At 38.6% G+C, this 14108-nt stretch carries 8 protein-coding genes; 5 read left to right on the top strand and 3 right to left on the bottom strand.

All coding sequences use genetic code 11. The features are described from left to right. The first annotated feature begins 29 nt into the window (after positions 1-29). The 5 genes from MKJ01_RS04160 (at position 30) to msrA (ending at position 6759) form a co-directional block, all read left to right on the top strand. Complete coding sequence (locus MKJ01_RS04160; RefSeq protein WP_241611744.1) at positions 30-1235, top strand: PepSY domain-containing protein; 1206 nt, start codon at positions 30-32, stop codon at positions 1233-1235. After that, a complete protein-coding gene (locus MKJ01_RS04155) occupies positions 1232-3349 on the top strand; it encodes a TonB-dependent receptor (protein ID WP_241611746.1) in 2118 nt (705 codons plus the stop codon). The genes MKJ01_RS04160 and MKJ01_RS04155 overlap by 4 nt, the downstream gene beginning before the upstream one ends. Positions 3350-3513: 164 nt before the next feature. Further along, positions 3514-4725: a PepSY domain-containing protein gene (locus MKJ01_RS04150; RefSeq protein WP_241611748.1), complete on the top strand. Its 1212-nt coding sequence runs from the start codon at positions 3514-3516 to the stop codon at positions 4723-4725. Positions 4726-4811: 86 nt separating this feature from the next. Continuing rightward, positions 4812-5780 (top strand): ROK family protein, encoded by a 969-nt coding sequence (locus MKJ01_RS04145; protein WP_241611750.1) that lies wholly within the window; start codon positions 4812-4814, stop codon positions 5778-5780. A gap of 424 nt (positions 5781-6204) precedes the next feature. After that, positions 6205-6759 carry a peptide-methionine (S)-S-oxide reductase MsrA gene (msrA, locus tag MKJ01_RS04140; RefSeq protein WP_241611752.1) on the top strand — a complete coding sequence of 185 codons (555 nt, stop codon included), beginning with the start codon at positions 6205-6207 and terminating at the stop codon, positions 6757-6759. Between the two features lie 56 nt (positions 6760-6815). Here msrA and MKJ01_RS04135 read toward each other — a convergent pair whose 3' ends face one another. The 3 genes from MKJ01_RS04135 to MKJ01_RS04125 form a co-directional block, all read right to left on the bottom strand. Next, positions 6816-8813, bottom strand: a complete 1998-nt coding sequence (locus tag MKJ01_RS04135; RefSeq protein WP_241611754.1) for a BCCT family transporter — start codon at positions 8811-8813, stop codon at positions 6816-6818. 323 nt (positions 8814-9136) lie between these two features. Beyond that, positions 9137-10897 carry a RagB/SusD family nutrient uptake outer membrane protein gene (locus MKJ01_RS04130; RefSeq protein WP_241611756.1) on the bottom strand — a complete coding sequence of 587 codons (1761 nt, stop codon included), beginning with the start codon at positions 10895-10897 and terminating at the stop codon, positions 9137-9139. Positions 10898-10914: 17 nt separating this feature from the next. Beyond that, positions 10915-13959 (bottom strand): SusC/RagA family TonB-linked outer membrane protein, encoded by a 3045-nt coding sequence (locus tag MKJ01_RS04125; RefSeq protein WP_241611758.1) that lies wholly within the window; start codon positions 13957-13959, stop codon positions 10915-10917. Positions 13960-14108: the final 149 nt, after the last annotated feature.

Here is a 14108-nt window from a genome sequence, read left to right as displayed (position 1 = left end):
CCTCAAAAGGTTAACTTTTTTCTCATCGCATGAGAAAAAAGCATCATCATAAAAAAAAGCCTTCATTTACCAAAAAATGGTCTGCCAAACTGCATCTGTGGTTTGGCTTATCCGTTGGGCTGATCGTTTTTATTGTTTGCTTATCAGGAACATTGTATGTTTTTAAAGATGAGATCCAGCATCAGCTGAGGAGAGATGCTTATTATCTTAATGCTGAAACGATTAGGCAAAATCCGTTACCGATTGAGGTTTTAAAGGAAAAAATTATTCTGGAACTTAAGGACCAGTATCCGGTGACATCCGTTGAGATCCCTTTGGATAAGTCGAGGTCATATGAATTCTGGTATTACGAAAAGGACAAAAATGCCTGGAATTATTTTGATGAGATAAAAATCAATAAACTGGTCTATGTAAATCCGTATAATGGTAAAATCCTCGGTGTTTACAATGAGAAATATGATCTGTTTCCGATCCTCAAATCAATTCACTGGAGTTTATTATTAAAAACAGACTGGGGAAAATATGTAGTGGGAATTCCGGTTGTGCTGTTTATCATCATGCTGATCACAGGAATGATCCTTTGGTGGCCTAAAAATATAAAAGCGGCAAAAGGACGGTTCTCATTCGACTGGAAAAATGTAAAAACCTGGAAACGTAAAAACTACGACCTCCATAATGTTTTGGGATTTTATGTGTCTTTTATTGCCCTGTTACTAAGCTTAACAGGAATCTACTTCTCTTTCCCATGGGTAAAAAATGTCTTTAATCAGGCCTTATCCGGGTCTCCGGAACTGCCGAAAGAAAAAGAAATAAAATCTCCGGATTCACTTTCTGTAAAAAATCCGGCGGTTTTTGATCTTAGCGCGCAGAAAGCAAGAGAAGAATATCCTTCCTATTCCAGCTTCAGGATCCCTTTGAACGGGAAAACCAAAAAAGGCAAAGAATTAAAAAATATCCCTGTTATCGTGTATGGTGAAGACGGGAATTTTGCCATCAGAAGCCAGCTTATTTTTGATACAAATTCAGGAAAACTTTTGATGAATAAATCTCACGATCAGTTAAATAATGCAGAGAAATATGCCAATGCCAACTATGATATCCACACCGGTTCATACTTTGGCATCTTCGGAAAAATCATCTGGTTTATCGCAGGACTACTTTGCACCTCATTGCCTGTAACCGGATTTTTGATATGGCTAGGTAAAAGAAAGAAAAAAGGAATTAGAAAATCATGAAAAAGACCATTTTAGCAGTAGCTGCATTGGCTTCTGCCAACATTTTTGCACAGCAAAAAGACTCTCTCCAGATAAAAGATGTGGATGAAGTTGTATTAACCGCCTCCAGAAAGAAAGAAAACATTAAAGAAATTCCGGGTTCTGTGACCATCGTTAATCAGAAGCAGATCCAGTCGCAGCTTACCGTAAATTCTGATATCAGCAATATTTTACAATATACGGTTCCCAGTCTTGCCACAAGCTCGGGAACAACGACCAACAGCGGACAAACACTCAGGGGAAGACAGGTACTGGTCTTAATCGACGGAATTCCGCAATCTACCCCTTTACGGAACGGTGCAAGAGATATCCGTTCCATCGATCCATCGGTTATTGAAAGGATCGAAGTAATCAAAGGGGCGACATCCATCTATGGAAACGGATCAGACGGAGGAATCATCAATTACATCACGAGAAAAAGTACAGGAGATCAAAAGATATCAGGAATCTCACAGGTCGGAATAACCGGTCAGCCGTACGGCGGAACTTTAGGATTCAGGGCGAGCCAGCTATTGTCCGGGAAAATCACAAAAGATTTTGACTATGTTGCTTCATTCGCTTATGAAAGGACAGGATATTTTAAAGATGCAAACGGGGACAACCTGAGCCCCACATACAGCACGGCCAAAATGAATAATTATAACGGAATGCTGAAGTTGGGATACAATTTTAATGAAAACAACAGAGTGGAAGCTTCCTACATTGGGTATGCCTCAAAATCTGATCTGAATTTAGGCCTCAAAACCGGAAAATACGGGCTTATACCAACAATCGGGGAAGGACTGGGAAAAGGCCTTGAAACCACACCGCAGGGAACTCCCAGAAACCACAACCTTAAACTGAGCTATGACAGTAAAAGACTCTGGCAGGGAACTTCACTCAATGTCAATCTCTATATGCAGGATTTCAGAACCGTATACGGGTACAGCGATACCTTTTTCAACGGAGGCCAGTCTAATGTCATTTCTAAAAAATACGGTGCAAGAGCCAACTTTGATACCCGGCTTTGGGATACTAAGAACTCTCAGGCAGAAATCTTGTACGGTCTTGATGTTCTTAATGATCAGACAGTACAAAAGCTGGAAGACGGCCGATACTGGACTCCCGACATGAATATGACAAACATTGCCCCTTTCATGCTCGTGAAAATCGATCTGTTTAAAAAACTGATTCTAAAAGGAGGACTTCGGTACGAAAATATCAAAGTAAAAGTAGGTGATTTCAACACCTTATCTTCCATCAAAAACGACGGAACTTTTACCCAGAGTATTTTTGTGAAAGGCGGTGATCTTGAATATAATGCTTTAGTGGGAAATATCGGTTTCCGGTACAATGTCAATCCGACTATTAATCTTTTCGGAAGTTTTTCGCAGGCGTATTCCATCAATGAACTGGGAAGAATATTAAGAACTTCCACTTCAGATACTATCAATAACCTTGAAACAAAACCGATCATTGTTAATAATTATGAGCTTGGTGCAACCGGGCAGATTACCAGATGGCTTAACTATGAAGTTACTTCCTATGTTAGCACATCAAAACTGGGTGCCACATTCGTTCAGAGTGCAGACCGTTCGTTAACAATCCAGAGAGCTCCTGAAGTAGTGTATGGAGTAGAAGGATTTTTACACTTCTCACCGGTACGCTGGATCAATTTCGGAGCAAGCTACAGCTGGATCGAAGGAATTACATCTCCTAAAGATGACGGTGATTATTCTACCAAGATCAATAACAGCAGAATTTCCGCACCGAAAATATTGGCATACGTCCAGCTGAGACCGGTGCCACAACTGTCGGTTGGATTGGATATGCTGCACCTCTTCGGACAGGACCGATTCCAGCCGAATGCAAAAACAGGCCTGTATACCTATGGAGAAGGAAGAGTTCCTGAATACACCGTCTTTAACTTTAAATCAAGCTATGATCTTAATCAGAACTGGAAGCTTTCTTTAGGGATTGAAAATGTTTTTAATACATTATACCAGCCGGCCATCGCATGGTGGGCTGCCAGAGACAGTGATTTTGCCAATGCTCCCGGCATGAGAGGCACATTCATGGTGGAATACAGGTTTTAATTCTAAAAAATAACATCTTATAAAAGCGCTTTACTTCTTTACAGTAAGGCGTTTTTATCTTTAATTATAGCTGAATAACCATCTGTTTTATTTCATATAAAATCCTTAATTATAAGTATTCTAAATAAAAACAAAAGTATTATCTTTGCCGGACTTAGGATATCATGAGAAAAAAGCATCATCATAAAAAGAAACCCAGTACATTTAAAAAATGGACCGGTAAACTCCATCTGTGGCTGGGTCTGGGCATCGGATTTTTAATTTTCATCATCTCCATTACAGGAGCACTGTATGTTTTTAAAGATGAAATTGAAAACTTCACCCGGAAGGATGTCATCTATCATAACGAACAGAATATCGATCAGAAAGAGCTACTGCCGATTCGGGTTCTGGAAAAATCCGTTGTGGAACAGGTAAAGGAAAAGTATCCTGTTCACTGGGTTAATATACCCATTGATAAAAAGATGTCTTACCTTTTCTATTGGTATGAGCATGACCCTAAAGGCTGGAATTATTTTGATGAATTCCCTATCTATAAAGTAGCCTATGTAAATCCGTACAGCGGAAAGGTATTAAGAACCTATGATGAAAAAAACGGCTTTTTCCAGATCGTGAAGATGATTCACTGGAGCTATCTGCTGAAGCAGTCGTGGGGAACATATTTGGTTGGAATTCCGGTGATTATTTTTATCATCATGCTAATTTCCGGGATTGTTCTCTGGTGGCCAAAAAATAAAGCGGCCAGAAAACAGCGTTTTTCTTTTAAATGGAAGAATATAAAAAGCTGGAAAAGAAAAAATTATGACCTTCATAATATCCTGGGCTTTTATGGGTCTATATTTGCTCTGATCTTTTCAATAACCGGATTATTCTATGCCTTTTTTATTGTTCAGGCAGCCATTTATTTCATTTTTTCCGGTGGACAAACCGCTTATCCTGATTTTTCATCCATTAAAACAAAAGCGCCTATCGAATTAAGAACTGATGGGACTTTGGATAAAATCAGCAATACAGTAAAGGCTAAATATCCCGATTCTTACGGCTTCTCCATCGATCTCGGCCATGAACATATGGATGATCATGAGCACCCGAATTTTGAAGTGTATGTGAAACATTTATCTTACTCTTATCATAAAAGCAGCAGTCTTATTTTTGATGAAAACTCCGGAGATCTTCTTCATACCCACGATATGAAAGACAAAAATTTCGGGGAAAAAGCGGTAGGTGCCAACTATGATATCCATGTAGGTTCTATTTTAGGGCTTCCTACAAAGATCATTGCCTTTATCGTAAGCCTTATATGTGCCTCATTACCAGTGACCGGCTTTATGATCTGGTGGGGAAGAAGAAAAAAGAAAACGGTAAAACCTGCCTAAAAAAAAAATTCAATAATTATGTTGTTCATAATCCATTAATACAATCTTTTTTATAATTTTAACCTTTTAGAATTTTAGAACAGAACATGTCATTAATCGATTTATCAAAAAACGTTGCCCTGGGAATTGACATAGGAGGAACGAATACCAAATTTGGAGTTGTCAACCACCGCGGTGAAGTTCTTGAAAAAGGAAATCTGCGTACCGATGCCTACAAAACTGTAGAAGAGTATATTGATGCATTGTATGAAAACATTTATCCGCTGATAGAAAAACACAGTAAAGAAAGGACATTCGACGGAATCGGAATCGGAGCACCGAATGGCAATTACTATACGGGAACCATAGAACAGGCGCCTAACCTGCCATGGAAAGGAGTGATTCCTTTTGGAAAATTAATGACTGAAAAGTTTAATCTTCCTGCAACGGTAACCAATGACGCCAATGCTGCCGCTTTCGGGGAAATGCTTTTCGGAGCAGCACGCGGAATGAAAGATTTCATTATGATTACACTGGGAACAGGCGTAGGGAGCGGAATTGTCGCCAGCGGAAAGCTGATCTACGGCCATGACGGATTTGCCGGTGAACTGGGCCATACGATTGTAAAGCCAGGCGGAAGAAAACACTGGAGCACAGGTTCTGAAGGATGTCTTGAAGCGTATGCCTCTGCAACAGGAATTGCGATTACCGCTAAAAAAATGAGAGCAGAATTTCCGGAGTCTATGCTGAGCCAGTTTCCTGAAGAAGAAATCAACTCTAAAACAGTTCATGAATGTGCGTTGAAAGGAGATCCGATTTCCATAGAAGTATTCAGGTATACCGGACAGAAATTGGGCGAAGCGTTAGCGAATTTTGTGATGTTCTCATCACCGGAAGCCATTCTTTTATTCGGAGGCGTGATTAAAGCAGGAGACTTTATTTTAAAGCCTACAAAGCTTCATATGGAAAGAAATCTTCTTCCGATATTCAGAAATAAGGTGAAGCTGGTATTCAGTGAACTTGACGAAGCCGATGCCGCTATTCTAGGAGCGAGCGCTTTGGTTTGGGAAAAGTAGTTTTGAAATTAAATTAAGATATTGGGCATCCTTTTGGATGCCTTGTTTAGTTTATTATTAATACAAAGACTGATGGAATACATATTGATTCATCTTTACTCTCTTAAATATGATATTTAAAATAAAACTTTGCATTAAAAACTCCATCAATCAGTACTAATTCGGCTATGCAATAAGAATATCGCATGAATTAAAAGCTTACTCTGAAAATCCAAAGATTTTAAAGCTGATTTTTAGCCGATAGCTTACAGTTAAAATTACCAATGTGTTAGATATATTTTGATTGGCGAAGTCTATGAGTACAATCGGAGTTTAAATGACTGTTTACTGAATAAATGAAAAACTTTTCCTTATTTTTGATTGGTTTTTTCTCCGTTACTATTCCTTTAACGGGAAAATATGTAAATACAATAATCAACTTAGAATGGACAACAATAATTTAGAACAAATTACTTTCGGCGGCGGATGTTTTTGGTGTGTAGAAAGCTGTTTCAACATGCTAAAAGGAGTGAAGTCTGCCATTTCAGGATATTCCGGCGGCCATAAAAATAACCCGACGTATGAAGAAGTCTGCACCGGGGAAACAGGTCATGCCGAAGTGGTACAGATTACCTATGATCCTGCAGTTATTTCTTATGAGCAGCTGATGGACGTCTTCTTTTTCCTTCATGACCCGACACAGCTCAACAGGCAGGGAAATGATATAGGAACGCAATACCGGTCTGTCATTTATTATAAGGATGATGCTGAAAAAGCAAAAGCCGAAGAAGCGATCAGAATTTCTGAAGCATCAGGGAGATGGCAGGGAACCTATGTGACCGAACTGACACAATTTGAAAAATTCTGGCCGGCTGAACAGTATCACCAGGGATATTACCATGAAAACCCTACACAGCCTTACTGCAGTGCTGTCGTAGGCCCGAAAATTAAAAAGTTTAAAGAACATTTCGGGGAACTGGGAATGTTAAACGCAGAATAAAAATTGAAGCGAAGAAAACCTGTTTTCTTCGCTTTTTTATGAAAAATAACGTTATGTTATTTCATTCTACCATTGGCATTAATGCTGATAAACATTTCATTGCCTTCATCTGAAATGATTTCTAAAAACCGCTCATAGTGTTTTAAAACATCAGAAATCAGTTCATCTTTCGTAAAATACTGGATGTCATATCCTTCACGGGAATCCCCGAAATAGGCCTTGGGATAATAGGTTTTACTTTCCGTAGCATCAGGAAGGTTTTCTTCCTTCATCATATATTCTGAGATTGTTTTTGCCTGAACTTTTACACCATATACAAAGTTATTCACTACATCATACTGAATTTCAATTTCCATCTTTGCAGGATGTTCCGCTGTATTGATTTTTGTTTCAATCCCATTTTCAAGAAATTCTTCTTTTAATTCGGTAAACGCATTTTTTACCGTCTCCTGTATAAAATGCTCCACTTCTGACTGGCTTTTAAAAGAAACAATCTGTTTCAGTCTTTGTTTCCAGATGATCCCTGTCCAGGGAATCGCAGAAGCCGAAAAATCCTTTTCATAATAATTCCGGTCAATCATGAGCGCCTTAATTAAACTTACTATGAATAGAATCATAATGACCGCAAAAGGCAAAGCGGTAATGAGTGTCATGGTCTGAAGAGCCTTTAAGCCTCCTGCATTTAACAACAGCAGTGCTAACGCGGCAAGTAAACCACCCCAGAATACCATTTGCCATTTCGGAGATTTTGCTGCATTTTTCGTAGCTATACTGTTCATGACAAAGATCCCGGAATCTGCGGAGGTTACAAAAAATATAATAATGATCGCAATAACCACGAAGCTCACAATGGTGGTAAGAGGTAAATAATCCAGAAAGCTGAACATCAGCATATCCGGATTCGAGGCCATTCTACTTAACGCTCCGTCCGCAATATTTAGATCAAACCACATGGCACTGTTTCCGAATACGGACATCCAGACAAAATTAAAAAATGTCGGCAGTACCAGGACAGCCATGATAAACTCGCGGATCGTTCGTCCTTTCGAGATCTTAGCGATAAACAGTCCTACATACGGTGACCAGGAAATCCACCAGGCCCAGTACAGGATGGTCCAGTCATAAAACCACGGCAAAGTATCTTTTTCATACACATGCGTATTAAATGTAAGGCTGAAAAAGCTGTTGATATAATTCCCCAATCCTTCCGTGAAGCTTCCGATAACATACACCGTCGGGCCCATAAATAAAACAAACAGCAACAGGACGACAACACTGATAATGTTGATATTGCTCAATATTTTTATTCCCTTGTCTACCCCGCTTACCGCTGAGAATACAGAAAGTGAAACAAGAATACCTACAATGATTACCTGATAGATAAAACTGTTTTCGGGAATGACCTTCAGTATCTGCAACCCGGAACTGATCTGAACCACTCCGAACCCTAATGTTGTGGTAATCCCGAAAAACGTACTGCATAAAGCAAACACATCTATTGCATTTCCCCACTTTCCGTTGATTTTATTTTTCAATAACGGGTAAAAGCAGCTCCGTAAAGACAACGGCAACCGGTATCGATAGGTAAAATAAGCTAAAGACAGCCCCACTACAGCATAGATTGCCCACGCATGAATTCCCCAATGAAAAAACGTATATAATTGAGCATTTTTCGCCCGGTTAATATAATGACCGGATGAGAAGACATCCGAAGAATAATGCTGCATAGGTTCTGCCACACCAAAGTACATCAGCCCTATGCCCATTCCCGCAGCAAACAGCATCGACATCCATGAGAAAAAAGAATATTCCGGCCTGCTGTCATTGCTGCCCAGCCGTATTTTCCCGAATTCACTAAACATTAAATAAATAAGAAAGATTACAAATAGGGTAACCGACCAGATGTACACCCAGTTCAGGTTCACAAATATGAAATTTTTAAGTGTATTAAGAACCTGCTCTGTACCCTGAGGGAAAAAAACCGATACTACCGAGATACCCAGAATAAAAATAAGACTCGGAAAAATTATTCCCTTTTTTAATGTTGTGATCATAGTGTGTTGTAATATATTGTAAACTGAACAGGAATATTTTTCTTAAAAAGGAATTGGTCAAAATTCAGTTTTCCTACTTGTCGAAATCCTTTTTTAAAGTAATACCTATTCTAAGGTACTGAAAAAATTAATTATGTCCATTTAAAATCCTTTGTAAATAGCAAGAGTCCGTCTCACAACTAGTGAAAACGGACTTTTTTTATGATTTTTCTCGACCTCCTGTCGGAGAATGATTTTCGTACAGTCGATTCTCAACCCACATCATTTAGTTGTGAGACTGACTCTTTGCAGTAAAAAATAATTGTTTATAAAAAAGAAAAAATTTAATATCCGGGATTTTGTGAAAATTCTTTCGAAGCATCCAGAGTGGCCTGAGGAATCGGAAAAATTCTCCGGTAAGGCTGGGAAGCCGGTTTTGCCGTTCCCGGAAGATCAAATTTTCCGAATCTGATCATTGCTTTTCTCCTATACATTTCCCAGTACAGCTCGTATCCTGATTCTTTAAATAAAGCGTTGGCATCCAAAGAAGCAAGCATAACACCAGGAGCATTTCCTTTTAAAGCATCATTGGTTCTGCTGGTTCTTAATTTGTTGACGTCACTCAGAGCGGCAGTTATATTTCCGCTTCTGAAATAGGCTTCTGCCCGCATCATATAAATAGTTCCGAGTCTATATAAAGGCACATCCATCCCGCTTGTCCCGTTATTTCCGTAACCGGGATCAAATTCAAACTTGAAGTTTCTTACGCCTCTGTTGATCTGGGCTTGTGTAAATACCGCTTCAGACGGATTATCAAAATTTAGTTCGGGAGTGAAGTCTGCTGCAAGGGTCGTATTTTTTTCTGTAAACAGCTTATATACTTTAATTCTTCCGTCAGCTGTCATATCAAAATTTCCGTTGGCAAGAATTTTAGGACCATATTGCTGGCCTACCTGCAATCCTCTGTTGAAATGGAACCAAGGCTTTCCCGTTCCTTCCACTTTGCTTGTTGAAGGTACGCTTACGTCTGTTCCGTCATTTCTGAACCATGTTCCGTCTTCATACTGATACGTTCTTTGAAAACGGGGATCATTATGGTTTCCGTCCCATGAATAATAGAATTCCGGAGTAATACAGTTTGCATTGGTCCCTCTGTTATCAGGAGAAGGTTTCTGTATTCTTTCCATAGACATATAGGCCAAATCATTATCTGCATTTCTAAGTGAATTCTTCTTTTGCACGATGGTAAAAATCATCTCCTTACTCGTATCATTATTGATATCAAAATTGTGGAAATAGTTTGATTCTAAGCTAAAAAGGGAATTATTAATCAATAAATTAGAGTATTGAATCACTTTATCCATATCGGTTCCTCCTCCATTTACGGCTTGTTCTGTAAAATTGAATGTACTTGCCGTTTTATTCTTCAGAACCGCTCTGTTGAGATACATATCTGCGAGTAAAGCGTATGCCGCCTGTTTTGTAAATCTTCCGGCATGCGTATTCTGTGTTTTAATATCAGCCAAGTTTGGAATAAGTCCTTCAACATCTGTGATTAAAGCATCAATGGTAGTTTCCGCTTTTTTAATTTCAATGGATGCGTTTAAGTTATCAGGGTCTCTGTAAGGCGCCTGCCCGAATAAATCGATCGTGGTATAGGTATAATAATCTAATAACCCTTTTGCTTCGGCTAAAAATAAAGCTTTATTATTAAGATTACTTTTATTAATACTTCCAATTGCCGTTAAAGATTTTGTAATCCCTAATGTCAATTGATTAAAAGTATTTTTTACCACATCGTTATTGGAATCCCAGGTAAATTCGTGCATCGCTCTCCATTTTCCGCCATCTCCCCAGTCGCTTCCTCTTGTTGGTAAGATCGCCTCATCCGTAGAATATTCCTGCAAAGCAAAAACGCTGCCGTGATCTACGAAAGTTCCGTCACCCAGCTGTCCGTAAGCTGCTGCCAAAGAAGCCTCAGGATCTGCCGCTACAGAGCTCGGAACCTCATCAAGTAATTTTTCATCCAGATTGGTACACTCGATTAATGACATTACGGCAAGGGATAAAACGATTGTATTACTATTTAAAAATTTTGATTTCATAATTTCTTTTAACTTAATTAAAATTTAACGGTAGCACCCAGAATAAACGTTTTTGCAGACGGATAGGTTGTGTAATCGATCCCTAGAGACTGGTTCCCTCCAACTTGTTTACTTGTGTCCACCAATGGATCATAACCTGTATAACTTGTAATGGTTAATAAATTCTGTGCGCTCACATAAAGATTGATACTCTTTAAGAATTTAAGCTGATTCATATCAAAAGTATATCCCAATCTTACGTTATTCAGACGGATAAAATCTGACTTTTCAAGGTACAAAGAAGATAACTGAGGCTGGTTGGTAAAGCTTGCTCCTGAATCGTAGAAGTTTTTCAAAACATTCCGATCTGAAGCTAAATTATTGATACTTAAATCTAATGCCGTATTATTTACAAGATAACCGCCTGTTTGCCCGATGAAAGAGAAAACGAAGTCCAACTTTTTGTATTTCATATAAGAGTTTATCCCGAAAGTAAATTTTGGAATAGGTCCTTCAAAAATCTTTTTGTCTGGTTCACCAATTTTTCCGTCCCCGTTTACATCTTCATAAATATATTTACCATTCGAATCAATTCCCAAATAGTTGTACACGTAAAAAGATCCGGCCTGGTAACCGTTTTTATACACGTTTGCTGTAACTCCTGAAAGCCCCGGCCCGGATATTGATCCTGAATAAATTTCTGTAACAGTAAGTTCTTTAACTTTATTATTTACCGTTGCGCCATTGACATCAAGATTCCAAGTGAAGTTTTCATTTTTGATAATTTCAGATCCTAATGAAAATTCGAAGCCTTTATTTACAATAGTACCATTTGAATTTCTCCAAATGTAAGTAGTTGGGCTTAATACCGGTGATGGAATGTACAAAATTGCATCTTTTGTGGATTTATTATAATACTCCAACGATCCGTATAATTTATTTTTCCATAAACTGAAATCTAAACCTATATTGGTTTGCTCTACAGTTTCCCATTTCAAATCAGGAAATTCTGTTCTGTTAATTAAAACTCCATTAATAAGGTTTAAATTATCATACAAATAATATCCTGCAGATGGGGCCAATGAATAACTTGCTTTCGTGATTTTATTCGGAACCTCCTGATTACCGGTCTGCCCCCAACTTGCTCTTAGCTTTAATTCATTAATAATTGAAGAACCTTTAAGGAAATTTTCGTTAGAGATTGTCCAGCCTGCAGCAACTGACGGGAAATATCCGTATTTGTTATTATCCCCAAAACGGGTAGAACCATCAGCTCTTAATGATGCTGTTAAGAAGTACTTTTTGTCAAAATTATAGTTTATCCTTCCGAAATAAGATTGTAATTCATTTTCCTGATCCGTTCCGGGCTGTGGAATAAAGACATCCCCGGAATATCCAGGATTAATTTCAGGAGCAATTCCCGTACCTTGATTTGCAAAGTTTCTTACTCCAAGATAAGTTGCTGCCGCTTTAAATTTCTGATAAGAGAAACCTCCCAATAAATTGAAATTATGCCTGTTCAAGCTAAAATCATAGGTTAAATAATGTTCCAAAAGAATATTGTAAGAATCAAGATTTGCCTGGGAATATAATCCTTTCGGGCTTCTGTCGGTAATATTTGGGAACATTGTTGTATTCCTTTCCGATAAGCTTCTGTCAATTCCTAAATTAAATTTATAATTCAGTCCCGGTAAAATTCTCAACGTAGCTTCTGTATTTCCCAATACCCTGAAGGTGTTGGTTTTATCCTTATAAACACTCAATAAATACAGAGGGTTGTAATGAGCATTCATATTAAAGTTCGTATAATTTCCATTTTCATCATATACCGAACGCGTAGGATTTGCCATCAGAGCATGAATAATTAACTGCCCATCTGATCCTGCAGTACCACCATTGGGAATTCCTGTTTCTCTGATATCACTTGCTGTAAGATTTACTTTAACTTTTAACCGTTTGTTATCCAGAAAGGATTCTTCTGCATTGATACGAGCCGTTGTCCTTTTGAAACTGCTGTTCAGCACAATCCCATCCTGATCCATATGGGAAAGTGAGGCAAAATAACTTCCGGTATCCGTAGCTTTTGAAAACGAAACAGAATGATTCTGAGAAACTGCATTTCTGTAGATTTCGTCCTGCCAGTCTGTGTTTCCGCCATGATCATACAATTTATTAATTCCGGAGGCTCTGTACTCATCAGCTGTTAGAAGGTCTAATTTTTTTATTACAGAAGAAAAACCTAAATAGGTATCATAGGTAAACATCGGCTCTCCTTTCTTCCCTCTTTTTGTGGTGACCAGAACGACTCCATTTGAACCTCTTGCTCCATAGATAGCCGCAGCAGAGGCATCTTTTAATACTGTGATAGATTCGATATCACTGGTATTCAAAAAGTTTAATGGATTTTTTGGTGCTGTATTCCCTAAACCAATATCCGGACTTGAAGCACTTACAGGATCATTATTCAGCGGAATACCGTCTACCACAAATAAAGGCGTGCTTCCGCTTCTGATGGATCCGATTCCCCTGATCGACACATTCACTCCCGCTCCGGGTTCCCCACTCGACTGAACGATACGGACACCGGCAATTTTTCCCTGCATTAAATTGTCAACAGAAATATTCATCCCTTCTTTGAAATTTTCTGCTTTCAATTGGCTTATAGCGCCGGTAAGGTCAGATTTTTTCTGAGAACCGTATCCTACCAGACTTACCTCTTCAATAGAAGTTGCTTCCTTTTTAGCGTGCAGCTGCAGAGAAACGGAAGTACCCGATATTTTTACGGTCTGTATAGCATATCCTTCGTAAGAAACGGATAACGTCTGACCGATTGATGCGGAAACAGAGAAATTTCCTGAAGCATCAGTCGTTGCGGTTGCCCCTGTTTCCACTACTATTATTTTCGCGCCTTCTATCACAGATCCGTCCTGGTCCGTAATATTTCCGGTAATGGTTTCATTCATCCGGAATGAAACCGAATAGTTTGTCATACATTCTTCCGCATGCGCCTGGTTGGCCACCAGAAAAACTAATGCAATAGGAATTAGTTTTTTAAACTTAAAAAAATTAATTTTGTAGTACATATCATTAAGTAAGGTAATTGCATGAAATTACATTGCTTTATAAAATTCCGCTGTTGTTGCCGCAACAGTGGTTTTTCGTTTAAGCACGTTAGTTTTTATTTCGGGATACAAAGTAAAAGCATCTGCCATAAAATCATTTTAACATAATA

The organism is Chryseobacterium sp. SSA4.19, assembly GCF_022601875.1.
Taxonomy (GTDB): Bacteria; Bacteroidota; Bacteroidia; order Flavobacteriales; family Weeksellaceae; genus Chryseobacterium.
Note: the sequence above shows the minus strand (reverse complement) of the source record. Positions and strands in the feature narration are given on the sequence as shown.